The organism is Kribbella sp. NPDC104740 (assembly GCF_055583505.1).
The window spans coordinates 125,660-151,383 of sequence record NZ_JBVJNV010000012.1; the positions used below are offsets into that span (position 1 = coordinate 125,660).

22 protein-coding genes are annotated in these 25,724 nt (G+C 70.9%); 16 read left to right on the forward strand and 6 right to left on the reverse strand.

What is annotated here, in order from left to right; all coding sequences use genetic code 11:
* The 4 genes from ACZ6Z4_RS38570 to ACZ6Z4_RS38585 are packed head-to-tail and all read left to right on the forward strand — an operon-like array spanning nt 1 to nt 4,623.
* On the forward strand, nt 1-945 hold the full coding sequence (locus ACZ6Z4_RS38570; protein WP_465577446.1) for a thiamine pyrophosphate-dependent dehydrogenase E1 component subunit alpha: 945 nt from the start codon (nt 1-3) through the stop codon (nt 943-945).
* Entirely contained in the window at nt 945-1,913 is a 969-nt protein-coding gene (locus ACZ6Z4_RS38575; protein ID WP_465577450.1) for an alpha-ketoacid dehydrogenase subunit beta, read from the forward strand. Before ACZ6Z4_RS38570 ends, ACZ6Z4_RS38575 begins: the two co-directional genes overlap by 1 nt.
* The gene (locus ACZ6Z4_RS38580; RefSeq protein WP_465577453.1) at nt 1,910-3,268 is read left to right on the forward strand and encodes an ATP-grasp domain-containing protein; all 1,359 of its coding nucleotides are present in this window, start codon (nt 1,910-1,912) and stop codon (nt 3,266-3,268) included. The genes ACZ6Z4_RS38575 and ACZ6Z4_RS38580 overlap by 4 nt, the downstream gene beginning before the upstream one ends.
* Nucleotides 3,259-4,623 carry a hypothetical protein gene (locus ACZ6Z4_RS38585; protein ID WP_465577456.1) on the forward strand — a complete coding sequence of 455 codons (1,365 nt, stop codon included), beginning with the start codon at nt 3,259-3,261 and terminating at the stop codon, nt 4,621-4,623. Before ACZ6Z4_RS38580 ends, ACZ6Z4_RS38585 begins: the two co-directional genes overlap by 10 nt.
* On the opposite strand, the gene ACZ6Z4_RS38590 is transcribed toward ACZ6Z4_RS38585, so the two are convergent.
* Genes ACZ6Z4_RS38590 through ACZ6Z4_RS38605 form a run of 4 tightly spaced genes read right to left on the reverse strand, consistent with a single transcriptional unit; the run spans nt 4,624 to nt 9,131 of the window.
* The gene (locus ACZ6Z4_RS38590) at nt 4,624-5,598 is read right to left on the reverse strand and encodes a methyltransferase (RefSeq protein WP_465577459.1); all 975 of its coding nucleotides are present in this window, start codon (nt 5,596-5,598) and stop codon (nt 4,624-4,626) included.
* 1 nt (nt 5,599) lies between these two features.
* On the reverse strand, nt 5,600-6,316 hold the full coding sequence (locus tag ACZ6Z4_RS38595) for an SGNH/GDSL hydrolase family protein (protein WP_465577462.1): 717 nt from the start codon (nt 6,314-6,316) through the stop codon (nt 5,600-5,602).
* Nucleotides 6,313-7,581, reverse strand: a complete 1,269-nt coding sequence (locus tag ACZ6Z4_RS38600; protein WP_465577465.1) for an MFS transporter — start codon at nt 7,579-7,581, stop codon at nt 6,313-6,315. The genes ACZ6Z4_RS38595 and ACZ6Z4_RS38600 overlap by 4 nt, the downstream gene beginning before the upstream one ends.
* Nucleotides 7,578-9,131: a class I adenylate-forming enzyme family protein gene (locus tag ACZ6Z4_RS38605; protein WP_465577472.1), complete on the reverse strand. Its 1,554-nt coding sequence runs from the start codon at nt 9,129-9,131 to the stop codon at nt 7,578-7,580. The genes ACZ6Z4_RS38600 and ACZ6Z4_RS38605 overlap by 4 nt, the downstream gene beginning before the upstream one ends.
* Before the next feature lie 195 nt (nt 9,132-9,326).
* Here ACZ6Z4_RS38605 and ACZ6Z4_RS38610 point away from each other — a divergent pair, with 195 nt between their 5' ends.
* The 5 genes from ACZ6Z4_RS38610 to ACZ6Z4_RS38630 are packed head-to-tail and all read left to right on the forward strand — an operon-like array spanning nt 9,327 to nt 15,107.
* Nucleotides 9,327-10,631: an SGNH/GDSL hydrolase family protein gene (locus tag ACZ6Z4_RS38610; protein WP_465577475.1), complete on the forward strand. Its 1,305-nt coding sequence runs from the start codon at nt 9,327-9,329 to the stop codon at nt 10,629-10,631.
* 6 nt (nt 10,632-10,637) lie between these two features.
* Nucleotides 10,638-11,885: a cytochrome P450 gene (locus ACZ6Z4_RS38615; protein WP_465577478.1), complete on the forward strand. Its 1,248-nt coding sequence runs from the start codon at nt 10,638-10,640 to the stop codon at nt 11,883-11,885.
* A 1-nt stretch (nt 11,886) separates the two neighbouring features.
* A complete protein-coding gene (locus ACZ6Z4_RS38620) occupies nt 11,887-12,801 on the forward strand; it encodes an alpha/beta hydrolase (RefSeq protein WP_465577481.1) in 915 nt (304 codons plus the stop codon).
* A complete protein-coding gene (locus ACZ6Z4_RS38625) occupies nt 12,794-13,837 on the forward strand; it encodes an alpha-hydroxy acid oxidase (RefSeq protein ID WP_465577484.1) in 1,044 nt (347 codons plus the stop codon). Before ACZ6Z4_RS38620 ends, ACZ6Z4_RS38625 begins: the two co-directional genes overlap by 8 nt.
* Entirely contained in the window at nt 13,830-15,107 is a 1,278-nt protein-coding gene (locus tag ACZ6Z4_RS38630) for an aminotransferase-like domain-containing protein (RefSeq protein ID WP_465577487.1), read from the forward strand. Before ACZ6Z4_RS38625 ends, ACZ6Z4_RS38630 begins: the two co-directional genes overlap by 8 nt.
* A gap of 21 nt (nt 15,108-15,128) precedes the next feature.
* Here the strand turns inward: ACZ6Z4_RS38630 and coaA are convergent, their stop codons facing one another.
* Nucleotides 15,129-16,094, reverse strand: coding sequence for a type I pantothenate kinase (coaA, locus tag ACZ6Z4_RS38635; protein WP_363676983.1), 966 nt, complete (start codon nt 16,092-16,094; stop codon nt 15,129-15,131).
* A 108-nt stretch (nt 16,095-16,202) separates the two neighbouring features.
* Between coaA and ACZ6Z4_RS38640 the strand changes: the two genes are divergently transcribed.
* Genes ACZ6Z4_RS38640 through ACZ6Z4_RS38650 form a run of 3 tightly spaced genes read left to right on the forward strand, consistent with a single transcriptional unit; the run spans nt 16,203 to nt 21,013 of the window.
* Nucleotides 16,203-16,553, forward strand: a complete 351-nt coding sequence (locus ACZ6Z4_RS38640; protein WP_344181404.1) for a holo-ACP synthase — start codon at nt 16,203-16,205, stop codon at nt 16,551-16,553.
* Nucleotide 16,554: 1 nt separating this feature from the next.
* Nucleotides 16,555-17,967, forward strand: coding sequence for an NAD(P)H-hydrate dehydratase (locus tag ACZ6Z4_RS38645; protein WP_465577491.1), 1,413 nt, complete (start codon nt 16,555-16,557; stop codon nt 17,965-17,967).
* A gap of 58 nt (nt 17,968-18,025) precedes the next feature.
* Entirely contained in the window at nt 18,026-21,013 is a 2,988-nt protein-coding gene (locus ACZ6Z4_RS38650) for a PIG-L family deacetylase (RefSeq protein ID WP_465577495.1), read from the forward strand.
* On the opposite strand, the gene ACZ6Z4_RS38655 is transcribed toward ACZ6Z4_RS38650, so the two are convergent.
* Nucleotides 20,997-21,770 (reverse strand): META domain-containing protein, encoded by a 774-nt coding sequence (locus tag ACZ6Z4_RS38655; RefSeq protein ID WP_465577502.1) that lies wholly within the window; start codon nt 21,768-21,770, stop codon nt 20,997-20,999. The two genes, ACZ6Z4_RS38650 and ACZ6Z4_RS38655, sit on opposite strands and share 17 nt — an antisense overlap.
* A 52-nt stretch (nt 21,771-21,822) precedes the next feature.
* Here ACZ6Z4_RS38655 and ACZ6Z4_RS38660 point away from each other — a divergent pair, with 52 nt between their 5' ends.
* Genes ACZ6Z4_RS38660 through tsaE form a run of 4 tightly spaced genes read left to right on the forward strand, consistent with a single transcriptional unit; the run spans nt 21,823 to nt 25,722 of the window.
* Nucleotides 21,823-22,464, forward strand: coding sequence for an HAD family hydrolase (locus ACZ6Z4_RS38660; RefSeq protein WP_465577505.1), 642 nt, complete (start codon nt 21,823-21,825; stop codon nt 22,462-22,464).
* Between the two features lie 39 nt (nt 22,465-22,503).
* The gene (gene alr / locus ACZ6Z4_RS38665; protein ID WP_465577508.1) at nt 22,504-23,691 is read left to right on the forward strand and encodes an alanine racemase; all 1,188 of its coding nucleotides are present in this window, start codon (nt 22,504-22,506) and stop codon (nt 23,689-23,691) included.
* A complete protein-coding gene (locus tag ACZ6Z4_RS38670; RefSeq protein ID WP_465577511.1) occupies nt 23,684-24,796 on the forward strand; it encodes an alpha/beta fold hydrolase in 1,113 nt (370 codons plus the stop codon). Before alr ends, ACZ6Z4_RS38670 begins: the two co-directional genes overlap by 8 nt.
* Nucleotides 24,793-25,722, forward strand: coding sequence for a tRNA (adenosine(37)-N6)-threonylcarbamoyltransferase complex ATPase subunit type 1 TsaE (gene tsaE / locus ACZ6Z4_RS38675; RefSeq protein WP_465577514.1), 930 nt, complete (start codon nt 24,793-24,795; stop codon nt 25,720-25,722). The genes ACZ6Z4_RS38670 and tsaE overlap by 4 nt, the downstream gene beginning before the upstream one ends.
* The last annotated feature ends 2 nt before the right edge of the window (nt 25,723-25,724 follow it).

Sequence of the window (25,724 nt, forward strand, 5' to 3'; positions counted from 1 at the left end):
ATGACCGCCAGGGATCTCTACCGGACCGTACGGCTGATCCGGCGCTTCGAGGAACGGGCGATGGACTTCGTCCGGTCCGGGGAGATCGTCGGCGGCATCCACCCGTACGTCGGGCAGGAGGCGATCGCCGCGGGAGTCTGCGCGGCGCTGCGCCCCGACGACGTGATCACCAGCACTCACCGCGGGCACGGCCACGTACTCGCCAAGGGCGCCGACCCGGCCCGGATGCTGGCCGAGCTGATGGGCCGGGAGACCGGGCTGAATCGGGGCCGCGGCGGCTCGATGCACGCGGCCGACTTCGGCCTCGGCATCCTCGGCGCGAACGCGATCGTCGGCGCCGCCGGGTCGATCGCGACCGGCGCCGCGTGGGCGTACCGGCGGCAGGGCCAGGACGTCGTCGCGGCGAGCTTCTTCGGCGACGGCGCGATGAACGAGGGGATGCTGCTCGAGGCGTTCAACCTGGCCGCGCTGTGGCGCGTTCCGGTGGTCTTCGTCTGCGAGAACAACGGGTACGCCACCACGATGCCGGTGGCCTCGGCGGTCGCGGGCAGCATCACCGGCCGGGCCCAGGCGTTCGGGATGCCGGCCTTCACCGTCGACGGCCAGGACCCGGAGAAGGTGCTCGCGGCAACGACAGCCGCGGTCGCCCGGGCCCGGGCCGGGCGCGGCCCGACCTTCCTGGAGTGCACGACGTACCGGTTCGACGCGCACCACACGTTCGAGCACCGGACCAGGCTGAACTACCGCAGTACCGACGAGCTCTCGACTGGGCGGTCGCGGGACCCAGTGGAGATCCAGGGCGCACGGCTGGCTGCCGGGGAACGGGCAGCCGTGGAGGCCGAGATCGAGGCCCTGCTCGACGCGGCGGCCGGGTTCGCGATGGGTTCGGCCCATCCCGACCCGGCTGCCGCTCTCGAGTTCCTGTACGCGGGGGTGCGGCCCTGATGCCGAAACTGTCCTACCTGAAGGCGCTGAACCGGGCGCTCGGCGACGAGTTGGCCGCCGACGAGTCGGTGTTCGTGCTCGGCGAGGACGTCCGGGTGGCGGCCTCGAACCTGACCGCCGGGCTGTTCGACCGGTTCGGTCCCGAGCGGGTGCTGGACACGCCGCTGTCCGAGCAGGCGTTCACGAACTTCGCCACCGGTGCCGCGCTGGCCGGGCTGCGGCCGGTGATCGAGTTCCAGATCCCGTCGCTGCTGTTCCTGGTCTTCGAGCAGATCGTGAACCAGGCGCACAAGTTCTCACTGATGACCGGTGGGCAGTGCCGCGTCCCGGTCACGTACGTCGTCACCGGGTCGGGGTCGCGGACCGGGTGGGCAGGGCAGCACTCGGACCATCCGTACAGCCTGTTCGCGCACGTGGGGGTGAAGACGGTGGTGCCGTCGTCGCCGGCTGATGCCTACGGGCTGTTGCGGTCGGCGATCCGGGATGACGATCCGGTGGTGGTCTTCGCGCCGGCCGGCGCTTTGGGGATTCGGGAGGACGTCGAGTTCGCCGACTTGAAGGCGGTGGGGCTCGGGGCCGGGCAGGTGGTGCGGGAGGGGAGCGACGTGACTGTCGTTGCTCTCGGCCACTTGGTGCAGGAGGCGCTGGTGGTGGCCGACGAGCTGCCGGGGCGGGTGGAGGTCTTCGACCCGCGGACGGTCTACCCGTTCGACGTCGACGGGCTGGCCGCGTCGGTGGCGAAGACCCGGCGGCTGGTGGTCGTCGACGACTCGAACCGGACCAACGGGTTCGGCGCCGAGGTGCTGGCGATCGCCGCCGAGCGGTTCGCGCTCGACGTGCCGCCACGCCGGGTGACCCGGCCGGACGGCGCGGTGCTGCCGTTCGCGCTCGGGCTCGATCGCGCGGTGCAACCCGGCCGGGACCACCTGGTCGCCGCGGTGCACGCCGTACTGGAGGGGGAGCGATGACTGCACGACCGTCGGCGGCCGAGCTGTGGCCGGAGCTGCCGGAACCGGTCCGGGCGAAACTACTTGCCTACGGCCACAAATACGCGGAGCAGGTCTACGACGACGTGGCCCTGCAGAACCAGAACTGGATCCCGCTCCGGTCGCCGGTCGCCACGCACGCGGCGTACGCGGAGATGAACCGGGTCACCCAGCAGGTGTCGCGACTCGTCCTGGAGTGCTGCCGGCGCCGGGCCCGGACGGCGGGCGAGCTGCGCAAGGTGCTCGGTGTGGCCAAGGGCCGGATCCAGCTGCTCGACGACAGCGAGCCGCTGACCGGGCGGCTGATCAACGCGATCCGCTCCGACCTGCTGCTGGAACGCGGCGTCCCGCGGATGGTCGAGTGCAACGTGGAGAGCGCGCTCGGCGGCGTGCTGGACGCCGACGGCGTGATCAAGCGGTGGATGGACGTGTACGTCGGCGAGCAGCTGTTCCGCGACCTGAAGGCCGCGGCGCCGCCGTCGGCGGTGGACGCGCGGTTCGACGCGATCCGGGCCGATGTCGGCGCGGGCAAGGTGACCGCGATGCTGTTCACCGCGGGCGGCGGCTACCCGGGCGCGGACCGGCCGAACTACATGATCAACCGGCTGCAGCCGTTCGCCGACCGCGGCCGCGAGCTCGGGGTCGACCTGATCGTCTACCCGATCGAGTGGCTCGAGCAGGACGCGCAGGGGCGGCTGGTCGCGGGAGAGCTGACGCTGGACGCGGTCTGGCGGATGTACGTCCCGACGTACGTGAACGACAGTCCGGGGCTGGCCGCCGTCCATGCCGCTCATCACGCCGGGACGGTCCGGACGTACCTGCCGAGCGCGGTCTGGCTGCTCAGCAACAAGACGATCTTCGCCTGGCTGTGGGAGGACGTGGACAGCCTGCCGGAGGAGGACGCCGAGGTGATCCGGGCGCACATCCCGCGGACCTGGGTGTACGGGCCGGAGCTGCGGCAGCGCGCGATCGACGACCGGGAGCGGCTGGTCCTCAAGCCGACCGACGACTACGGCGGGCACGGGGTGTTCATCGGCCCGCTCACCTCGGACGAGGACTGGGCGGCCGCGCTCGATGCGGCGACCGGGCCGCACATCGTCCAGGAATTGATCGAGGCCGACCCGCTCACCATGCAGTTCCTGCAGCCGGCCACCGGCGAAGTAGTCGAGGCCGACGTCTCGTACTGCGTCTCGACGTACCTGTTCGACCGGATTCCCGCGGGGGTCTTCACCCGCTTCTCGCCACCCGGAGCCGGTGGCGTCGTGAACCTCACCCAGGGCGCGCTGACCGGCGGTCTGCTGCTCGTCGACGAAACGGAGCTGAACCGATGGACCTGAGCTACGACTGGCGGGCCGAGCCGTTCGACGCCTGGGAGAAGGTGCCGGCGGCAACCCGCGAGAAGGTGATCGCCGCCGGCAACGAGGACTGGAAGCGGGTCTTCGACCGGGTCCTCACCTTCAACCGGGACTGGCGGCCGCTGCGCCCGGTCCTGATCGACCGCACCCGGTACGACGAACTCGGCCGCGTCATGGACCGGCTGCTCGGACTCGTCCTGCAGACCGCGCTGCGCCGGGCCACGACCGCCGGTGAGCTGCGCAAGCTGCTCGGGACGCCGGACGGCCTGATCGAGTACCTGGACGACGACGAGCCGCTCGGCGAGCACCTGCTGCAGTCCGGCCGGCCCGACGTGCTGATCAGCGACGGGATCCCGAAGTTCGTCGAGTTCAACATCGGCAGCGAGGTCGGCTGCGTCTGGGACACCGAGGGCGTCTCGACCCGGTTCCTGCAGATGTGGCGCACCCACGGGCTCGACTCGCTGCTCGCGGTCGACGCGCCGCCGTCACCGGTCGACCAGCGCTACCGCGCGATCGTCGACCTGCTCGGGCTGGAGCCGGGCAGCCGGCTGACGATGGTGCTGCGGACCGAGGGCGAGTACCCCGGCAGCGACAACATCCCGGCGATCCTCAAGCTGCTCGACCCGTTCATCGAGCGCGGCCGGGCGTTCGGGCTCGACGTCGACGTCGCGCCGGTGCACTGGCTGGCGAGCGACGACGAGGGCCGGCTGGTCAACCAGGGCCGGCTGGTCGAGTCGGTGTTCCGGCTGTTCGTCTGCACCGACATGCCGCAGAACCCGGGCCAGGCCGCGCTCAAGGCGGCGGTCGCGTCCGGGCAATCGAAGCTGTTCACCTCGTCCGCGGGCTGGCTGCTGGCCAACAAGCTGCTGCTGGCCTGGCTGTGGGACGACTTCGACCTGCTGTCGGCCGACGACCAGGAGGCGGTCCGGCGGCACGTGCCGTGGAGCCGGGTGATGACGCCCGAGCTGGTGGAGGTGGCCACCGAGCGGCAGGCCGAGCTCGTGCTCAAGCCGGCCGACGAGTACGGCGGTTCCGGCGTACTGGTCGGGCACGAGTGCCCGGTCGAGGAGTGGCGGGCCGGGCTGGCGGAGGCTGTGTCGGGCACCGGGTCGTACCTGCTGCAGGACTACGTGCGGCCGGACCGGCTGACGATGGACTTCGTCAACGTCCAGACGGGTGAGCAGCTGCAGGCCGACGTCCCGTACTCGGTCGGGCAGTACACGTTCGGGCGGCAGGCCGCCGGGTGCTTCCTGCGGGTCGGGTCGCACGAGCACGGCGAGGTCCTCAACCTGAAGCGGGCCGTGCACGTCACCGGCCCGCTGCTGGTCGAACCGTGATCAGGCTGTGTACTCGAGCGCGCGGGGTCCTGCCGGCGGGGTGTGGATGCCGGTCCGGCGCAGGCCGGCGGCGGCCGCCAGTTCGTCGTACTGGGCGAGCGTGCGTTCGCGGCCGTGTCCGAGCACCAGCACGATCAGGTCCATCGTCGTGAAGGCCGCCTGATGGGTGTCAGCCGCCTCGGCGACGAAGACCGAGCCGCCGGGCCGCAGCGCCCGGCGGCAACGGGAGAGCACGTCGACAGCCTGGTCGTCCTCGAACGAGTGCAGCAGCATCCGGAGCAGGAAGGCGTCGGCGGTCGGCAGCTCCAGCTGGAGCACGTCACCGGACAGGATGTCGCAGCGGCCGGTCAGACCGGCCTGCTCGAAGCGCTCCCGGGCGCTGTCCACACTGGTCGGCAGCTCGACCAGCGTGCCGTGCATCTGGGGAGTGGCGGCGAGGATCGCGGCCAGCTGGACGCCGGTGCCGCCGCCGACGTCGACCAGGTGCTCGAAGCGGCTCCACTCGATCGCCCGGACCAGCAGGACGGACTCGTTGCGGGTGTTGGCGGCCATCAGCTGGTCGTACGACGCCGCGGCGACCGGGTCGAGGCTGGTCTTGTTGGCGGCCTGGACCGGGCCACCACGCCGTACGACGCCGAGCAGGTCCAGGTGGGCCTGGTCCATGGTGGCGCCGTACCCGTCCTGGTCCAGCCAGCGCCGGGCGGCGCTGGGGTCGTCGTCGAGCAGCCAGCGGGCCGTCTCGCCGAGCGCGAAGCGGTCGCCGTCGAGGGCCTCGAAGACGCCGCGGGCGGCCAGGTAGCGCAGGACCCGCCCGAGGGCGTCGGGGTCGGCGCCGGTGGCGACGGCGAGTTCTTTCAGTTCTTTTGGTTCGGCCGCCAGCTGATCGGCGATGCGAAGAGTCGCGACGGTCCGTAGTGCCATCGGGGTGACCAGATCGGTCATCGCCCAGAATTCGAGCAGTCCGAGGGATGACATTTCAATGTCCTCTCTGGAGTGAATTTGAGTTTTTGTTTCTCAGTCGCTGCAGCCTGCCCAATTTCCGAATTGTCTCGGCGGCGGCGACTGCATCACTGCGCGCATTTCCGTGCCGTCCGTCCGGCGAATACAACCCGGGGTCCGTCGACAACGGGTGCGTGGTCAGGTGCACGTGGATCGTGCCGTGCTCTGTCGCCAGTTTTCGGGTGCGCTCGGACAGCTCGCGCATGCGCTGGTGCAGGCCGGGGCGGAGCCAGCCCTGGATCGCGGGGCTCGCGGAGACGTCGAACATGCCGAGCGTCAGGACGTCGGCGCCGGCGGCCTGGAGCGCGGTGATCATCGCGCTCAGCTCGCGGTCGACGCGGTCGGCGTCGTACCGGGCGCTGAAGGCGTCGTTGCCACCGCCGACGACGAGGGCCAGGTCGGGCTGGAAGGCGAGTGCCTGGGCCAGCTGGGTCTGGTGGATCTCGTGGGCGCGGAGGCCGCTGACGCCGAGGTTGAGGTACTCCAGTTGCGGCGCCGCGGCGGTGAGCTCGGCGGCCAGGCGGTCGGCCCACTGGAGCTTGCTGTAGCCGTCGAGCGGCTCGCAGAGGCCCTCGGCGACGCTGTCACCCAGTACGACGAAGCGGCGCCACGGGTGGTCGGCGAGCAGCTCGGCGCTCTCACCGGGCTTGAGGCAGTAGGGGTCGGTGTCCTCGGTCAGCCTGTGGTCGGTCAAGCGGGCTCCTGGGTCTTGGCGGCCCCGAACTGCGGGCTGGAGTCGGGGCGGCGGTACAGCTGGACGACGGGGATCAGGGTGGCGAGCAGGAAAAGGCCGCCGGAGAACAGGAGGGCCGGCCGCAGGCCGAGCGCCGAGGCGCTCCAGCCACCGAGCAGGCTGCCCACGGGGATCCCGGCGAAGGTCAGCGCGCCGATCACGCCGAACACGCGCGTCTGCAGCGCGGCCGGGACCCGCTCGAAGAGGGTGGCGCCGATGACCGGGTTGAGGGACGCGTTGGCGATCCCGCAGAGGAAGCTGACCGAGACGACGAGCCAGACGGTGTCCGACAGGCCCATCGTCAGCAGGCGTGGGGCGCCGCCGATGAGCGCGCCGATGACGAAGGCGCGGTACGGCGGGATGCGGTCGGCGTACACGGTGAAGATGACGTTGCCGAGGAGCGCGCCGCCCGCGAAGCCGCCGAAGAGCAGGCCGAGGACGACCGGGGTGCCGACCACTTCCTCGACCCAGAGCGGCGTGTAGACGGTCGCGCTGGCCTGGCCGAAGACGTTGATCGCGAAGGTCATCAGCATCATGCCGATCAGCACCCGGTCGCCGCGCAGGAAGGTGAACCCGCCCCGGAGGGCCGTCCAGTAGGGCTCCGTCGGGGTCTTGTCCTGAGGAGTGGTCTCTGCAGGAAGGTGGACCATCGTCGCGACGATCGCGGCACAGGCCGCGAACGTGAACGCGTCGGCCCAGAGAGCGCCGTGGGTGCCCAGCCAGGCGATGAGGAGCCCGCCGAGGGGTGCTCCGACCAGCGTCGAGGCTCGGCTGAGGCCCTCGTACAGGCTGGTGATGCGCAGCATCGAGACGTCGCACTGCTCGGCGAGCGGGCGGAGCATCACGTGCTTCACGCGATCCCCGATGCCGCGCAGCGAGCCGCCGACGGCGACCAGGAGTGCGAGCTCGAGGAACGACGTGCCGGGGAAGACGATGATCGCGATCAGCGCCAGCGCACTGCCGGTGTCGGCGATGATCGACGTCCGGCGGTGGCCGAGGCGGTCGGCGACGGGCGCGGCGAGGACGCCGGTGAGCGCGTACGGGAGCATCTCGCAGGCGGCGATCACGCCCATCTTCGCGGCGCTGCCGGTCGAGGTCAGCACCAGCCAGGGGATCGCGACCGCCGACACCCGGGTGCCCAGCGCCGACAGGATGTCCGCGGTGAACAGGCTGATCAGAGCGCTCCGGGGCGACGGCCGCAGCGAGCGCCGGCCGGGCTCGCTCATGGCGTACGCCGGGCGCGCAGCGCGACCTTGTCGACCTTGTGGGCCGACGTCAGCGGCAGCTCGTCGAGCAGCTCGATCGCCCTCGGCACCCACATGTCGTTGAACTCGCCGCGGACGACTTCCTGCAGCTCGGCCTCGTCCACGACAGCCCCGGCGTACGCGACGACGTAGGCGTGCGGGACCTCCCCGAACTCCGCGTCCGGCACCCCGATCACCGCCGCCGCCCGCACCCCCGGCTGCGCCGCCAGCAGGTCCTCGATCGGGCGGCAGTACACGTTCCAGTTGCTCGCGCCGGTGACGATCGTGTCCTGCACGCGGTCGACGACGTACAGGTACCCGTCGGCGTCCAGGTAGCCCAGGTCGCCGGTCCGCACCCACCCGTCGACGATCGCTCGTTCGGTCAGGTCCGGCCGCCCCCAGTACCCCGCGAAGCGGAGCTTGCTGGTCGCGTAGATCTCCCCGGTCTCACCCGCGGCGAGCACCTGCCCGGCAGCGTCTCGGATCTCCACCTGCACATCGCCGTACGGCGTACCCGACGACCGCAGCCGCTCCGGATGCTCCGGGTCCTCGGTCAGCCCCGGCTGCGCCGTGACCACGATGACCTCGCTCAGCCCGTACACGATCCGCAGCACCGGCCCGAACCGCGCGATCGCCTGCCGCAGCCGCGACGGCGCGGCCGGCCCGGCGCCGACGTTGAGCATGAACATGCTGCTCACGTCGGTCGTGGCCAGGTCCGGGTGGTCCAGCAGCTGGTAGAGCAGCGGCGGCGACACGTACGTCGAGTTGATCCGCTCCCGCTCGATCGTCGCCAGCGCGCGCCCGGCGTCCCACTGGTCCTCGACGTACAGCACGCCGCCCTGGAACAGGTTGAAGAAGCTGGTGATCTGGCCGCTCGCGAACGCCATCGGCGAGTGCGACAGGTGCCGCAGCACCGGCAACCCGGCGGCCAGGTAGTCGGCGGCCAGGGTCAGGATCTGCTCGTAGAACGCCTGCCGGTGGTGCACCAGCTTCGGCTCGCCGGTGGTGCCGCTGGTCTGCAGGCAGGTGGCCGGCTCGGCGTCGTCGTACTCGGCGGTGAAGCTCCCGGACGGCGGCCGCAGCAGGTCCGGCCCGAGCCCACCAGGGCCCAGGCAGTGCACCGGTACGCCGAGCTGAACGGCCAGCCGCTCGCCCAGCACCGCCTTGGTGGTCGCGTCGTACACGAACACGTCCGGCTGGGACAGCCGCGCGAACGCCTCGATCTCACGCCGCCCGGCGATCGGCGCGATCCACATGCTGCGCGCACCGACCAGGTGCAGCGCCAGCTGGAGCGCCGGCAGCTCGAGCGTGTTCCCGGCCAGCACGAGTACGCCGGTGCCTGCACCGATGCCGCGCTCCTGCAGCGTCGCCGCCAGGTCGAGCACCTGGGCGCGCAGCTCGGCGTAGCTCAGCCGGCGGTCGCCGGCCACGATCGCCGGCCGGTCGCCGTAGCTCGCGAACAGGCCGAGCGCGGTCACCACGTACGAATCGGAATGCTCCAGGTTTTCGCCCACCACGAGATCGACCGACATGGCACCCCACCCTTCTCGATCCGGGCAGGATCGTACGTCCGGAATTACCCGGCGACCAGGTTTCGGGTGAATTCAAGTGGGCGATTAAAAGTCTCCGTTGACGCGCTGAGTTTCCGGAACTAGGTTTCGGACACCGCCACTCGCGCCGGGTATTTCTTGCCCGCGCGCGCTTCAACCCAATGGGGGGTTGTTCCAATGCGCATTTCCAGTACCGTCCGATCGGCCGCGGTCGCCGCGGCCGTCTCGCTCGCCGGGTCGGCGCTGGTGTTCACGGGCTCCGAGGCCCAGAGCACCAACGCGTCGTCGTCCGGCCACCAGGGGAGCAAGTCGTCGTGGGTCGGCAGCTGGTCGGCCGGCATCACCAAGCCCGAGACCGCCGGCTTCAGCGCCACCGGCCTGACCGACCAGAGCGCCCGGTACGTCGTCCGCCCGTCGGTCGGCGGGGACAAGATCCGGATCCGGCTGACCAACATCTACGGCGATCGGCCGGTCCAGATCGGCGCCGCGACGGTGGCCAGGGCGAACGCCGCCACCCCGGCGATGTCCGACCTCGACCCGGCCTCGAAGCGCACGCTGACCTTCGGCGGCAAGTCAACCGCCACGATCAACAAGGGCGCCGAGCTGCTCAGCGACCCGGTCAACCTGCGGATCCCGGACCTGGCGACGCTGGTGATCAGCGTCTACTACCCGACCGCGACCGGCCCGACCACCTGGCACGCGCAGACGTTCCAGGAGAACTACTACGGCCCGGGCAACCTGACCGACGAGACCGGCGGTACGGCGTACACGACGACCCGGGCGTGCTGCTGGACGTTCCTGGCCGGGGTCGACGTGCAGACCGACGAGGCCGACGGCGCGGTCGTCGTGCTCGGTGACTCGATCGCCGAAGGCGTCGGCAGTACGGCGAACGCCAACAACCGCTGGTCCGACCAGCTCGCCGAGCGGCTGGCCGCCGACCACCGCCGCGGCAACGCCGGTGTCCTGAACGTCGGCCTGTCCGGCAACCGGCTGACCCGCGACGGCACCGACCCGATCCTGGGCACCCCCGGGTTCGAGCAGCTCGGCCTGAACGCGCTGGCCCGGCTGAACGAGGACGTGCTGGCCCAGACCAGGCCGAAGACGGTGATCACCCACCTGGGGATCAACGACCTGTGGATGGACGGCGTCTCGTCCGAGCAGATCATCGCGTCGCTGCAGCAGATCAACGCGCAGCTGAAGGAGCGCGGGATCCGCAGCCTCGGGGCCACCATCACGCCGTACGAGGGCTTCACCACGCCCGGCGGCTGGACGGCGGAGAAGGAGGCGAACCGGCAGGCGGTGAACTCCTGGCTGCGCAACTCGCACACCTTCGACGGGGTGATCGACTTCGACAAGGTGGTCCGCGACCCCGCGGCCCCGACCAAGCTGAACGCCGCCTTCGACTCCGGCGACCACATCCACATGAACGACGCCGGCTACCAGGCGATGGCGAACTCGATCCCCCTGCAGCTGGTCCGGTGAGTTGAGATGACCACCGCCGCCCAGGTGCTGCAAGGACTGTTCAGCGCAGAAGGTCTCGAGGACCCCTACCGGTACTACACCGAACTGCGCCGGCACGGTCCGGTGTCCCTCATCGGGGGCACCAGCCCCTACGCGGCGGTGGTCACCGGGTACGACGCGGTGAACCAGGTGCTGCGCGACCCGCGGATCCGGGTCACCGACGACGCGTTCAGCGACTCGCACGGTGGGTCCGCGTGGCGCGGGCACCCGGTGCTCGCCGCGCTCAACAACTCGATGATGTACAGCAACGGCGACCAGCACACGCGGGCGCGGAAGCTGTTCCAGCAGGTCTTCACCCCGCGCCGGGTGCAGGAGCTGGAGCCGGCGATGACCGGCCAGATCGAGGCGCTGATGGACGGTCTGGCGGCGCGGCTGGCGAAGGACGGGGAGGCGGACTTCATGGCGGAGTTCGCCTACCTGCTGCCCAGCAGCGTGGTCGCGGCGCTGCTCGGCATTCCGGCCGGGGACCTGGAGTGGTTCCGGCCGCGGGTGCAGCGGATCAACGAGTTCCTGGACGTGACGGGCAAGACCGCGGAGGTGCTGGCCCGCGCCGACGAGGCGACGGTGGAGCTGAGCGACTACTACCGGCGGTTGATCGCCGTACGGCGTGCTGAACCGGCCGACGACCTGATCAGCCGGCTGGTCGCGGCCGATCACGACGTCTCGGACGAGGAGCTGGTGTGCAACCTGCTGGTGCTCTTCAACGCCAGCTTCGTGACGACGATCCACCTGCTGGGCAACGGGATGTCGCTGCTGCTCGACCGGCCCGAGCTGCGGTCGTGCCCGGCGGAGCCGTTCGTCGAGGAGGTGCTGCGGTACGAGGCGCCGGTGCAGTTCGTGGCCCGGTACGCCGACGACGTGATCGAGGTCGCCGGGGTGACGGTGCCGCCGAAGGAGGTCGTGCTGATCGTGCTCGGGGCGGCCAACCGGGACCCGGCGAGCTTCGCGGATCCGGAGCGGTTCGATCCGTGCCGGTTCGCGCCGGACTCGCGGACCTGTACGGCTGAGCGACGGGCTGCTTCGGTCGGAGCACGGCCGTTGAGCTTCGGTGCCGGCCCGCACTACTGCCTCGGGGCCTCGCTGGCCCGAGCGGAAGCCCGGCTGGCATTCCCCCTGCTGCTGCAGCGTTTCCCGGGTCTGCGGAAGGCGCGGCCGGCGGTGCGCTACCCCCAGCAGTTCCTGCGTGGCTACGAGTCGATGCCAGTGGAGGTCTGAGATGCCCCTTGATCCCCAGGTCGAGGCGATGCGGGCGCAGCGCGCGGCCGACGACGTACCGCAGCTGTACACGCAGACCCTCGCCGAGGCGCGCGCCGCCGATCTCGCGTCGATCCAGGCGGTCGGCGGTGAGGTCGAGCCGGTGCACTCGGTCGAGGACGTGTTCGTCGACTCGCTGGGGCTGCCGCTGCGGATCTACCGCCCGGCCGGCGAAGGACCGATGCCGACGCTCGTGTACTTCTTCGGCGGCGGGTGGACGCTCGGCAGCATCGAGACGGCGGACGGGATCTGCCGGCGGCTGGTGAACGCCGCTGGGTGCCAGGTGATCACCGTGGGGTACCGCCTGGCACCGGAGCATCCGTTCCCGACGGCGGTCCGGGACTGTCACCGGGCGACCCTGTGGATCGCCGAGGCGACGCTCGTCGGTTCGGTGGCGGTCGGCGGGGACAGTGCCGGAGGCAACCTCGCGGCCGCGGTGACATTGCTTGCCCGCGACAACGGACCTGCGCTGGCCGGCCAGTTGCTGGTCTACCCGAACACCTTGTACGGCTCCGACACCGCGTCGATGCGCGCGGGCGACGACCCGTACCTGTTCAATCGCACGTCGGTGAACTGGTACTGGCAGCACTACCTGTCGGACCCTTCTCAGGGCGCTGACCCGTTGGCCTCGCCGATGCTCGCACCGTCGCACGCCGGGCTCCCACCCGCGCTGGTGATCACCGCCGAGTACGACCCGCTGCGCGACGAGGGCGAGTTCTACGCGGAGAAGCTGTACGCCGCCGGGGTGCCGACGACCTTGTCGCGGTACGACGGGATGGTGCACGGGTTCTTCGCGATGTCGGGGGCGCTGGACGGTGGGAAGCGCGCGATCGCGGAGGCGGCGGAGTGGTTGCGGAAGACCTTCAGTGATGGCTGATGCGCTGCGGGACTACGAAGTGTTGGCAGTTGATCGGTTGCCACTGGGTGTTGCGGACTTCATCGCCGGTGGGAGCGGGGACGAGCTGACGTTGCGTTCCAATCGGCGGGCGCTTGATCGCGTACAGGTGGTGCCTCGGGTGATGGCTGGGGTCGAGACTGCTGATCCTTCTGGTGTGCTTGTCGGGTCTTCAACTTCGTTGCCTGTTGCCGTGGCTCCGATGGCTTACCAGCGGTTGGTGCATCCCGAAGGCGAGCTGGAGTTGGCGCGGGCCGCAGCCGTGGCGGGGGTGCCGTACGTGATCTCGACGTTGAGCAGCGTGCCGTTGGAGAAGATCCCGGGCGACTGCTGGTTCCAGCTGTACTGGCTGCGCGACCGCGGGGTCGTCGAGTCGCTGGTCGAGCGGGCTGTCGCCGCGGGGTGCTCGGCGTTGGTGGTGACCGTGGACGTGCCGGTGATGGGGCGCCGGCTGCGCGACGTACGCAACGCGTTCGCGCTGCCGGAGGGGATCGTCGCGGCGAACCTGGAGACGACTCGGGAGGCGCATGTCGCCGTGCCGGGGCTCTCCGCGGTGGCGGCGCACACAGCGTCGGCGTTCGCGCCGACGGTCTCCTGGGCGGACCTGGAGTGGTTGCGGTCGAGATGCGACCTTCCCCTGGTGGTGAAAGGAATCCTCGACCCGCGCGACGCCCGACGAGCAGCCGCGATCGGCGCCGCGGCCGTGGTCGTGTCCAACCACGGCGGCCGTCAGCTCGACGGCGCCGTCGCCTCGATCGACGCGCTGGTCGATGTCGTGGGCAACGACATCGAGGTGCTGCTCGACAGCGGGATCCGCAGCGGGACCGACGTACTGAAAGCACTTGCGGTGGGTGCGAGTGGAGTGCTGATCGGGAGACCGTTGCTGTGGGCACTCGCCGTGGACGCCTGTGACGAAGCCTTCGGCCTGCTGCGCCGCGAGCTGACCGACGCGATGCTGCTGGCCGGCTGCGCGGACCTGCAGGCCGTCAAGGAACTGAGCTGGAGGAACGATGGCTGACCTCGACCTGACCGACCTGCACGGTGCGCTCACCGACCGCGCGCTGAACTCGATGAACTTCCTCAACGAGGTTGCCCAGCACTACCCGGACGCGATCTCGCTCGCCGCCGGCCGGCCCGCGGAGGAGTTCTACGCGGTCGAGGACCTGCACTCCTACCTCGACACGTTCTGCGCGTACCTGCGCGACGAGCTCGGGTGCGACGAGGCGGCGGTGCGGCGGACGGTCTTCCAGTACGGGCGGACGAAGGGCATCGTGCACCGGCTGGTCGCGCGCAACCTGCTCGCCGACGAGGGCATCACGGCCGATCCCGAGGCGCTGGTGGTGACGGTCGGCTGTCAGGAGGCGATGGTCCTTGCGCTGCGGGCGCTGCGCAAGGACGCTACCGATGTGCTCCTCGCCGTCGCGCCCACATACGTGGGCATCACCGGTGCGGCGCGACTGCTCGACCTGCCAGTGCTGTCTGTTGCTGGAGGCAATGATGGGATCGACTTGGAGGACCTGGTCGCCGTCGTCAAAAGCGCTCGGGCCGAGGGACTCCGGCCACGGGCGTGCTACGTGATGCCCGACTTCGCCAACCCGTCCGGGCTCAGCCTCGACCTGGAGACCCGGCAGCGGTTGCTGGAGATCGCGGCCGCCGAGGACCTGTTGCTGCTCGAGGACAACCCGTACGGACTGTTCCCCGCCGAAGGTGTCGAACGGCTGCCCACCCTCAAAGCCCTCGATACCAACCGCCGCGTCATCTATCTCGGATCCTTCGCCAAGACGGCGCTCCCCGGCGCCCGCGTCGGCTACGTCGTCGCCGACCAGCTCGTCGCGCAGCCCGACGGCAGCACGAGCCTGCTCGCGGACGAGCTCTCCAAGATCAAGAGCATGCTCACCGTCAACACCTCCGCCATCGGCCAGGCGATGATCGGCGGCAAGCTCCTCCATCACGACTGCAGCCTGATCGCCGCCAACACCCGTGAGCGAGCAACGTACGCGGGCAATCTCAAGGCGCTCACCGACGGGTTGGCCGGCCGCTTCCCCGGCGGGGAGATCAGTTGGAACGTGCCGTCCGGCGGGTTCTTCCTGGTGGTCACCGTCCCGTTCCCGGTCGATGATGCGCTGCTGGCCAAGTCAGCCCAGGAGTACGGCGTGCTGTGGACGCCGATGAGCCACTTCTACGACCGACCGGTGCAGGCCCTGCGCCTGTCGTGCAGCTCGGTGCGGGCTGACGAGATCGAGCCCGCGCTCGACCGCCTCGCCGCACTCATCCGCGACCAGCTCTAGAGCCGGCCCAGCGCGAGCGCGCTACAGCTTGCGGAGCCGGACCCAGCGGACGGCGTGGTCGGCGCCCTTGCGCAGCACCAAGGTCGCGCGGGAGCGCGTGGGCAGGATGTTCTCGCGCAGGTTCGGCCCGTTGATGCCGTCCCAGAGCGACTCCGCCTTGGCGACCGCCTCGGCGCGGCTGAGCTCGCCGTACCGGACGAAGTACGACTCCGGGTTGCGGAACGCGGTCTCCCACAGCTTCAGGAAGCGGTGCACGTACCAGGAGCGGATGTCGTCCGCGGCGGCGTCGACGTACACGGAGAAGTCGAAGAAGTCGCTCACCGCGAGCCCGCTCTTGCCGTCCGCGTGCCGGGGCGCCGGCTGGAGGACGTTCAGGCCCTCGAGCAGCAGGATGTCCGGCTGCTCGACCGTCGTCCGTACGCCGTCCAGCCGGTCGTAGTGCAGGTGCGAGTAGACCGGTGCGCCGACGTTGTCCATCCCGGACTTCACCTCGACGACGAAGCGCAGCAGCGCCTTGCGGTCGTAGGACTCCGGGAAGCCCTTGCGCAGCATCAGGCCGCGGCGTTCCAGCTCGGCGTTCGGCCACAGGAAGCCGTCGGTGGTGACGAGCGCGACCCGCGGGTGCTCGGGCCAGCGGGCCAGCAGTTCGCGGAGCAGGCGGGCGGTGGTCGACTTGCCGACGGCAACCGAGCCGCCGATGCCGATCACGAACGGCGTCCGGGTCGCGGTGTGGCCGGACGCGGTGTTGCCGAGGAAGGCCTCGGTGTCGTTGTGCAGCGCGCGGGCGTGCCGGACGTACAGCGACAGGATCCGCGACAGCGGCAGGTAGACCTCGCGGACCTCGTCGATGTCGATCTCGTCGCCGAGACCGCGCAACCGCTCGATCTCCTCGGCGGTCAGCGGTGACTCGGTGGTCTCGGCCAGTTGCGCCCAGGCGGCCCGATCCAGCTCGGTGTAGGGAGTCACCTCCCGCGGCGGCTGCAGCATGGGCCCCATTGTTCCCACATCACCGCGGGCTACGCTGACCGGCATGTGCGGCACTGACTCTGCGGGTGTGGTAGTTGTCACATCAGGAACCCCGTCCGGAACCGTCTCGTGATCGTCGGCGTGGGCATCGACGTGGTCGACGTCGAGCGTTTCATGAAGACCCTGGAGCGGACGCCGGGCCTGCGCGACCGGGTCTTCACCCCGGCCGAGGCGGTCCGGCCGCCGGCGTCGCTGGCGGCCCGGTTCGCGGCCAAGGAGGCGCTGGCCAAGGCGCTCGGCGCCCCCGGCGGGATGCACTGGCACGACGCCGAGGTGCGCAGCGACGAGACCGGGCGCCCGTGGCTGGAGGTCACCGGCACGGTCGCGGCGAAGGCGTCCGAGCTCGGGGTACAGAGCCTCCACCTGTCGCTGAGCCACGACGCGGGCATCGCGTCGGCGGTCGTCGTCCTGGAGGGCTGAGATGCGTCACGCGCACACCGTCGAGCAGGTCCGGGCCGCCGAGGCCGAGCTGATGGCCAGGCTTCCGGAGGGGACCCTGATGCAGCGCGCCGCCACCGGGCTTGCGGTTGCCATCGGCAACTTCCTGGGTGGGACGTACGGCGCGCGCGTGGTGCTGCTGGTCGGCTCCGGCGACAACGGCGGCGACGCCCTGTACGCCGGGGAGAAGCTGGCCCGGCGCGGTGCGCTGGTGATCGCGGTGCTGCTGTCGGACAAGGTGCATGCGGAGGGTCTGCAGGCGCTGCGTGTAGCCGGTGGACGGGTCGGTGCGGTCGAGGAGATCGCGAAAGCCGACTTGGTGGTGGATGGCGTGGTCGGGATCGGGGGCCGGCCCGGGTTGAAGCCGGAGGCGCTGGCCGCGGTCCGGCTGGCCGAGGAGCACGGCGTGCCGGTAGTCGCGGTCGACGTCCCGTCGGGCGTCGACGTGGACACGGGCGAGGTGCCGGAGCGCGGTGGGGCGGCGGCTGGGTTCGTCCAAGCCGCAGTGACCGTCACCTTCGGGACGCACAAGATCTGCCACTTCGTCGACCCCGCGGCCTCCGCCTGCGGCCCGGTGCACCTGATCGACATCGGGCTGGACCTGCCGGCGCCCGCGGTCGAGGCGATGCAGGCGTCCGACGTACGGGCGCTTTACCCGGTCCCGCGCGGCGAGTCCGACAAGTACTCGCGCGGCGTCCTCGGCCTGATGGCCGGCTCCAAGCAGTTCCCGGGTGCGGCCGTGATCGCGACCGCGGGCGCCCTCGCCGGACCGCTCGGCATGCTCCGGTACGTCGGACCCGACGCGGTCGCCGAAGCCGTCCGGGCCGCGCACCCCGAGATCGTCGCGGGCGAGGGCCGGGTCCAGGCCTGGGCGATCGGGTCCGGCCTCGGCGAGGAGCTCGACGTCGCGAAGGTGCGGGAGCTGCTCGACTCCGAGGAGCCGGTCGTGCTCGACGCGGACGGGCTGAAGGCGCTCGACGACTCCGGCGACCACACGAACGTGCTGATCACGCCGCACGCCGGTGAGCTGGCTCGCCTGCTCGACGTCGACCGCGCCGAGGTCGAGGCCGCGCGCCTGAAGCACGCCCGCGCGGCGGCCGAGCGGTACGACGTGACGGTGCTGCTCAAGGGCTCGACCACCGTCGTCGTCGCCCCCGACGGCCGGACCCGCGTCAACACCAACGCGACGCCGTGGCTCGCGACGGCCGGATCGGGCGACGTACTGGCCGGGCTCTGCGGTGCGCTGCTCGCCTCGGGGCTCGATCCACTCGATGCGGGAAGCATCGGTGCCTACCTCCATGCGGCAGCTGCGCAGCTCGCGTCAGAGGCCGGGCCTATCACCGCGATATCGATTGCCCGGGCGTTGCCGTTGGCGACCGGTCAGATCTTGAACTAGTGCCGCTCCCGGGATAGGACGGTGGTGTTGGTGTCCCCACCGCCCTGGGAGTTCGCCCGTGAGACGTCTTGGTGTGCTGCTCGCCGTTGTCGCCCTGCTGACCGCCGGACTCCCGGCGGCAGCCCAAGCCCGCAGTACGCCGTACGTGGCGGACCGGGCGACCAAGATCGACGTGATGGGGGAGTGGGCGCACCCCGACGACGACACCAGCATCATCGGGCCGTGCGGGGTGTGGCACCAGCGGTACGGCGTCAAGTGCGGCGTGATCATGGTGACCCGGGGTGAGGGCGGCGGCAACGCGGTCGGCACCGAGCTCGGCCCGGACCTGGGGCTGCGCCGCGAGAACGAGGACCGGGTCGCGCACTACCGCTCCGGCACGGTCGACATCTTCAACCTGGACCGGATCGACTTCTTCTACAACCAGAGCGCGCCGCTGACGCAGTACTTCTGGGACGAGGAGGAGACGCTGCGACGCGTCACGCGGGTGATCCGCACGACGCAGCCGGAGATCTACATCGGCTTCACGCCGACGCTCGCCGCCGGCCACGGCAACCACCAGCAGGCCGGGCGGCTGATCTGGGAGGGCGTGCTCGCGGCCGCGGACCCGACGCGGTTTCCGGAGCAGCTGCGCGGGAAGGACGCGCTGAGCACCTGGCAGGTGAAGAAGGTCTTCTCCGGCGGGAGCACCGCGGGGACCGGCGGTACGACGACGGCCGCGAACTGCACGACCGGGTTCGTGCCGAGCAGCCAGGACACGGTCGCCGGCGTCTGGACCGGCTACGAGTCGCCGTACAAGTGGCCGGCGGGCAACGTGCAGGGTCAGCCGGCCGGTACGGCGAAGATCTGGCAGCAGGTCGCGGACGAGGGGCGGGCGGCGTACCCGACACAGAGCCGGGTGATGTTCAAGGGGACGTCGGTGCCGGCCTGCTCGCGGTTCGGGATGACGCAGGCGTTCGTGCCGTTCCAGCCGAACACGCTGCCGGGTGGGGCGTCGAATCCGAAGGCCGGTCTCGACGACGCGATCCTGTTCGGCGCGACGAAACCCGATCCCGGTGGGCTGCCGGTGGGGACGCTGCAGTATTTGACCTTCTCGCGGTTCGCGAACGTCGCCGGGGCGCCGTTCCAGGCGACCGTTCACCTGCGCGCTCCGCGCGGAAAGCTTGCTCGCGGCAACGTTGTGCTGACGGTGCCGGCCGGCTGGACGGTCGACGGGCCGAAGCCGGTCCCGAGCCGCGCCGACGCCGCGGTCACCTTCACGGTGACACCGTCGGCGACCGCGCCGGTGAACCAGCTCGCCAAGATCTCCGCGCTCTACAGCACCGGCAAGGCGACCGGCTACACCGACAACGTCGTCCGGATCGTCTCCGCGGCCGAGGGGCGCTTCCAGCGCTGGGGCAACTGGCAGGAGTACGACGAGTGGCTGGCGCAGACCGCGCCGCAAGCCGCACGGCTCGGGCGCTCGGCCGCGATCCAGTCGATCGGCGTCGGGCGGACGATCGACGTACCGGTCGTCGTGCACAACTGGTCGGCGACGCCGCAGAGCGGTGCGGTGGCGCTGACGCTGCCGCCGAACTTCACCGCCGACGCGGTCAGCAAGACCTACTCCGGGCTGCAGCCGGGCGCGGACACGACCGTCACGTTCCGGGTCACCAACACCGACACGGCATTGCCCGCGACGCAGAACGTGGACGTCCCGATCACCACGACGTTCACCGGCGGGACCGGCAGCGAGACGCTGACGCTGTCCGTCGTACCGGCGACCGCGATCGCGCAGACCACGACCGCGCCGACGGTCGACGGGACGGCGGCGGCCGGGGAGTACCCCGGGCCGACGCTCGACCTCGGCCGGATCTGGCAGGGCGCGACCGGCTGCACGGGCGTTGACGACTGTGGCGTCTCGGCGACGGGCGAGGGCAGTACGGCGAAGGTGAGCTGGTCCGGCGACGCGCTGTACTTCTTCGTCCACGTCCGCGACGACTACCAGTCGTACGCCGTGACGCCGGCCGAGTGCGTCGGCCACTGGCAAGCCGACTCGGTCGAGATCCTGCTCGACCCGCGCGGGACCGCGTCGCAGGCGCTGATGGACACCGCGAACACGTTCAAGCTCGGGATCTTCCCGTTCAGCAACGACCCCGCCGGCGGGAACGGGCCGTGCTGGTCGCGGGACGCGGACAACCACCAGGGCTACTCGAGCGGTGCGCTCGACACCGGGAACGCGCCGGGCGTCGAGGTCGCGTCGACGGCGACCTGGGTCGGCAGCAACGAGACGACCACGCCGCACGGCTACGCGGGGTACGACCTGGAGGTGAAGATCCCGCTGGCCGCGCTGCCGGCGGCGGTCGACCCGGCGAACCTGGGGCTGAACATCACGCCGTACGACAACGACGACACGTCGGCGCCGGGGACGACGACGCTGCGGCACATCGACCAGAGCACACGGCTCGGGTGGTCGGCGCTGGGGTCGGTGCAGTCGGATCCGTACCGATGGGGGCGGGCGACGATGCCGGGCTACACGCCGCCGGCCGATCGGCCGACGACGCCGGCGCCGCCGGATGTGTCGAACCCGAACCTGAACGGGGCGCTGTCACCGCAGACGATCGCGCAGTCGGCGCGGAACCACGTGCCGATCTCCGGGCGGGCGCCGACGGAGGACGTGAAGATCCTGTACGCCGGTCTGCGGCCGGGTGCACTCGATGTCTTCACCACGTCGCGCGGTTCCGGCACCGCTCGTGCCTTCCTCACCACCGGGGAGCTCGGGGCGATCCCGGTCTACACGACCAGCTGCCTCAGCGACCCGCCGCCGGACTACGGGCTGACCCCGTGCGCGGTGACCGACGGTGGCATCCCACCTTGGGCGCCTGACATGAGTGGGCATCTGGTCAAGCAGTCCACCAAGCAGCTGACTCGCGGCGTACAGCACTGGTCGATCCCGCTGACTCCAGCCCAACTCACCAAGCTGAAGGCCAGCGGACACTTGCTGCTCTCCTACGAAACCCCCGACGACAAGGTGCAGGCGTTCGACGTACGGCTCAGCCGGCGGCCTTGAAGTCGAGGCCGTCGTCGGTCGGGCTGCGCAACTGCAGCTTGTCGGCGTCGATCGAGTAGCTGACCTCGCCGTTCAGCGTGCCGAGGATCCGCTTCTCCAGCTCCGCGGCCGGACCCGAACAGGCCCGCCGCGTGGTCCCGATCGAGCCGAACGTCAGCTTGTCACCGGTCCGCGCAACGACCCCCTGCAACTCGTTGCAGCTCGTCGAGCCGGTGATCCGGTCGCCGTTGATCTTCAGGAACGCGCCGCCGTTGCCCGGCGTGGAGACGGTCTCGCCGGTGACGACGCTGTCCAGCACCCACTTCGTGCTGTCGAGCGCGACGTCGGGCTGGGCGGTCTCGCGGTCCTGCAGCACGATCACCCGCTGGTCCGCGGTGACCGTCAGCTGGTCCCCGTCGACCTTCCAGGCCGGCTTGCTGTTCAGGACCGAGAGCAGCCACTCCTCCTGCTGCTGCCGCGGGCCGTCGCAGGCCATGTTGGTCAGGTTCAGGTCCTCGACGCTGAGCTTGCCGCCGCCGCTGGAGAACTTGCCGCCGATCGAGTTGCAGCCGGCGTTCGCGGACAGCGAGCCGTCGTCCTTGAACTGCAGCGAGATCCGCGTGCTCGGCGCGACCTGCTTCGGGGCGCCGTTCTCGGTCAGCGCGGTGGACAGGTACGTCTTCCCGCTCAGCCCGCCCGCACCCGCGCCCGACTCGTCACCGCACCCGGTCAGTACGACGAGACCGGCGGCCGCCATCACCATCATCGATGTCCTCACGCAGTACGGACGTCACTGCGGGCCGCGGCGTTGCACTTTGTAGGGTGCTGATGTGAAAGGACTGGTGATCTTCGACAACGACGGCGTACTGGTGGACTCCGAGCGGCTGGCCAACACGATCCTGGCCGAACTCCTCACCGAGGCCGGGCTGCCGTACACGTTCGAGGAGGCGGTCCGCGACTTCATGGGCGGCAGCATGGTCTCGATGCGCACCAAGTCCGAGGCCAAGCTCGGCTGGCCGCTGCCCGCCGACCTGGAGGACCGCTACCACCAGCGACTCTTCGACGGCTTCGCCCACCTGCAGGCCGTCGACGGTGTCGGTGCGGTGCTCGACCAGTTGGACGCGAGCGGTACGACGTACTGTCTGGCCTCCTCCGGCACCCACCAGCGCATCCACACGGCGCTCACCGCGGTCGGCTTCTGGGACCGTTTCGAGGGCCGGATCTTCAGCTCCGAGGACGTCGAGCACGGCAAACCCGCGCCCGACCTCTTCCTGTACGCCGCCCGCACGCTCGGTGTCGATCCCGCCGACTGCGTCGTCGTCGAGGACAGCCCGCTGGGCGTCGCGGCGGCCAACGCGGCCGGGATGAAGGTGTTCGGCTACGCGGCCATGACCGACCCGGCGAAACTGGCCTCCGCGGACGCGATCTTCCACCAGATGACCGCCCTCCCGGCGTTGCTCGAGGCTGCCTGAGACACTGGACAGGTCATGTCCGAGTCTGTGGAGCCCCCCATGCACCGAACACAGCCCCGTGCCGAGGCGGTTGTGGACCTCGCCGCGATCCGGCACAACGTCGCCACGCTGCGTGCCCGGCTGAGCTCGGCCGAGCTGATGACGGTGGTCAAGGCCGATGCCTATGGCCACGGGATGGTCCCGGTCGCCCGGGCCGCCCGGCAGGCCGGTGCGGACTGGATCGGCGCCGCCGTGCTCGAGGAGGCGCTGCAGCTGCGCGCCGCCGGCGACAACGGCCCGATCTTCTGCTGGCTGACCACGCCGGGGGAGCCGCTGGCCCAGGCGATCGCGAACGACATCGACCTGTCGGCCGGGGCGCCGTGGGAGATCGCGGAGATCGCCGCGGGCGTCACCGAGCGGCCGGCCCGGGTGCACCTGAAGATCGACACCGGCATGAGCCGCGGCGGCGCCGTCGCCGAGGAGTGGCCGCAGCTGATCCGGGCCGCGCTCAAGGAGCAGCAGAGCGGGCGCGTGGTGATCACCGGGATCTGGTCGCACCTGGCGTCGGCCGACGAGCCGAAGAGCCCGGCCAACGAGTACCAGGTCGAGGCGTTCCTCGCGGCGGTCGACGTGGCCGAGTCGTTCGGGGTCGACCCGGGGTTCAAGCACCTGGCGAACTCGGCCGGCACGCTGGCGCTGCCGGAGACGCACTTCGACCTGGTCCGGCCCGGCATCGCGACGTACGGGCTCTCGCCCTTCGGGCACTCGCTGCCCGCCTCGGAGCTCGGCTTGCGCCCGGCGATGACGCTGAAGGCGCGGCTGGCGATGGTCAAGCGGGTCCCGGCCGGTGCGGGCGTCTCGTACGGGCTGACCTGGACGGCGCCGCGGCCGTCGACGCTGGGACTGATCCCGGTCGGGTACGGCGACGGCCTGCCGCGGCACGCGTCGAACGGCGGGCCGGTGCAGGTGCACGGTCAGCGGCGGACGGTCGTCGGGCGGATCTGCATGGACCAGTGCATGGTGAACCTCGAGGACGACCCGCGTGAGGCGGGGGACGAGGTCGTGCTGTTCGGGCCGGGGATCGACGGTGAGCCGACGGCGGACGACTGGGCGGATGCCGCGGGGACGATCAACTACGAGATCGTCACCCGGCTGGGCCCGCGGATCCCGCGGCGGTACGTGAACGAGGAGCTGACCGCGGCCGAGGCGGCAGGCGCCGGGCGGGGCGAGAGCGTGCTGGATGTCTAAGGCTGGGCGGACCGCCGGGTTGATCGGCGCGGCGGTCGGAGTACTGGCTGCGGGCGCGGCCGCCGGGGTGGCCGTCGAGCGGCAGGTGATCGGCCGGCGTTCCGGGCAGCGGGCGCAGCTGGAGGCCGAGCCGTTCGGGTCGCTGCGCGGGACGCCGCACGTGTTCACCGCCGACGACGGCGTCGAGCTGTACGTCGAGGTCGACGAGCTGAAGCGGTCCCGGCGGCCCGAGCCGCCGAAGCGCCGGCTGCGCAAGAAACCGGCCGCGGCCGAGGACCTGACGCTGATCTTCGCGCACGGCTACGGCCTGAACATGGACTGCTGGCACTTCGAGCGCCGCGACCTGGCCGGGATCGGCACGATGGTCTTCTACGACCAGCGCTCGCACGGCCGCTCCGGACGCTCCCCGAAGGAGAACGTCAGCATCGACCAGCTCGGGCGCGACCTGTACGGGATCATGCAGGAGTACGCGCCGACCGGTCCGGTGATCCTGATCGGGCACTCGATGGGCGGCATGTCGATCATGGCGCTGGCCGAGCAGCACCCGGAGCTCTTCGGCGACCGGGTGATCGGCGTCGGCCTGTGCTCGACCAGCGCGGCCGGGCTGGACTCGGTCCCGATCGTGTTCCCCGGCCGGGTCGGCATGCTGGCCCGCGCGCTGGCCACCCCGACGGTCGCCGCGCTGGCCCGGATCCCCGACGTCGTCGAGCGCAGCCGCAAGGCCGGGACCGACATCAGCTACCTGCTCACCCGCAAGTACTCGTTCGGCTCCGAGGTGCCGCCGGCCTTCACCGAGTTCGTCAACGAGATGATCGCCGCGACCCCGATCTCGGTGATCGCGGAGTTCTACCCGATCTTCGCGCTGCACGACAAGACCGGGTCGCTGGAGCCGCTGCAGAAGGTGGAGTGCGTGGTGATCGGCGGCGACGCCGACCACCTGACGCCGTTCGAGCACTCCGAGGAGATCGTCCGGCACGTACCCGGCGCGGAGCTGGTCGAGGTCCGCAACTGCGGGCACCTCGGGCTGATCGAGCACCACCGCGAGTTCACCGCCGCCCTGCTCGGGATGATCGAGCGGGCCGAACAATCCTTGGGACACAGATGACCGACCTGCACGTGGTGGACGCCACGGCCGAGCACGTGGACGAGATCGTCGGCGTGATCCATCACGCCTTCGCCAACCGGCGGACCCTCGACCCGCCCTCGACCGCGCTGTCGGAGAACGCGACGACGGTCGGCGAGACGGTCGCGGCGTACGGCGGACTGCTGGCCCGGATCGGCGGCGAGCCGGCCGGGGCGATGCTGTTCCACGTGTCCGGTGACGTGCTGGAGCTGCGCCGGGTGTCGGTGAACCCGCGCTTCCAGAGCCGCGGCGTCGCGTCGGCGATGGTCGGGTGTGCGGAGGACGCGGCGCGGGCGCGCGGGCTGGGCCGGGTCCGGCTGGTGGCGCGGGTCGAGCTGCCGGAGACCGTCGAGTTCTGGCGCCGCCGCGGGTACTCGATCGTCGCGGAGGAGGGACCGAACCTGATCCACGCGAAGGCGCTGCCGATCGAGCTGACGGTGCCGACCGCGGAGGAGATGCGGGCGATCGCCGAGGAGCTCGCGGGTCAGCTCCGGGCGGGCGACGTACTGGTGCTGTCGGGTGATCTCGGCGCCGGGAAGACGACGTTCACGCAGGGGCTCGGCGCCGGGCTCAAGGTGCGCGGTGACATCACGTCGCCGACGTTCGTGATCTCGCGGGTGCACCCGTCGCTGGTCGGCGGGCCCGCGCTGGTGCACGTGGACGCGTACCGGATCGGTGGGATCGCCGAGCTGGACGATCTCGATCTCGACGCGTCGCTCGACGAGGCCGTCACCGTGGTCGAGTGGGGGCACGGGCTGGCGGAGTCGCTGGCGCCGGACCGGCTGGACCTGACGCTCACGCGGGGCGACGACGAGGGCGACGAGACGCGCGCGCTGCGGATCGCTCCGGCGGGTGCTCGCTGGGCCGCGACCGGTGTTCGTTTGACTGCTACTTCCGAGGTGAACTGATC

Coding starts and splice junctions, on each gene's coding strand:
- ACZ6Z4_RS38670 (WP_465577511.1), top strand. CDS start 23,684: ATGTCTAAGGCTGGGCGGACCGCCGGGTTGATCGGCGCGGCGGTCGGA.
- ACZ6Z4_RS38620 (WP_465577481.1), top strand. CDS start 11,887: ATGCCCCTTGATCCCCAGGTCGAGGCGATGCGGGCGCAGCGCGCGGCC.
- ACZ6Z4_RS38580 (WP_465577453.1), top strand. CDS start 1,910: ATGACTGCACGACCGTCGGCGGCCGAGCTGTGGCCGGAGCTGCCGGAA.
- coaA (WP_363676983.1), bottom strand. CDS start 16,094: ATGCTGCAGCCGCCGCGGGAGGTGACTCCCTACACCGAGCTGGATCGG.
- ACZ6Z4_RS38625 (WP_465577484.1), top strand. CDS start 12,794: ATGGCTGATGCGCTGCGGGACTACGAAGTGTTGGCAGTTGATCGGTTG.
- tsaE (WP_465577514.1), top strand. CDS start 24,793: ATGACCGACCTGCACGTGGTGGACGCCACGGCCGAGCACGTGGACGAG.
- ACZ6Z4_RS38630 (WP_465577487.1), top strand. CDS start 13,830: ATGGCTGACCTCGACCTGACCGACCTGCACGGTGCGCTCACCGACCGC.
- ACZ6Z4_RS38575 (WP_465577450.1), top strand. CDS start 945: ATGCCGAAACTGTCCTACCTGAAGGCGCTGAACCGGGCGCTCGGCGAC.
- ACZ6Z4_RS38590 (WP_465577459.1), bottom strand. CDS start 5,598: ATGTCATCCCTCGGACTGCTCGAATTCTGGGCGATGACCGATCTGGTC.
- ACZ6Z4_RS38645 (WP_465577491.1), top strand. CDS start 16,555: ATGCGTCACGCGCACACCGTCGAGCAGGTCCGGGCCGCCGAGGCCGAG.
- ACZ6Z4_RS38605 (WP_465577472.1), bottom strand. CDS start 9,131: ATGTCGGTCGATCTCGTGGTGGGCGAAAACCTGGAGCATTCCGATTCG.
- ACZ6Z4_RS38600 (WP_465577465.1), bottom strand. CDS start 7,581: ATGAGCGAGCCCGGCCGGCGCTCGCTGCGGCCGTCGCCCCGGAGCGCT.
- ACZ6Z4_RS38585 (WP_465577456.1), top strand. CDS start 3,259: ATGGACCTGAGCTACGACTGGCGGGCCGAGCCGTTCGACGCCTGGGAG.
- ACZ6Z4_RS38610 (WP_465577475.1), top strand. CDS start 9,327: ATGCGCATTTCCAGTACCGTCCGATCGGCCGCGGTCGCCGCGGCCGTC.
- ACZ6Z4_RS38570 (WP_465577446.1), top strand. CDS start 1: ATGACCGCCAGGGATCTCTACCGGACCGTACGGCTGATCCGGCGCTTC.
- ACZ6Z4_RS38615 (WP_465577478.1), top strand. CDS start 10,638: ATGACCACCGCCGCCCAGGTGCTGCAAGGACTGTTCAGCGCAGAAGGT.
- alr (WP_465577508.1), top strand. CDS start 22,504: ATGCACCGAACACAGCCCCGTGCCGAGGCGGTTGTGGACCTCGCCGCG.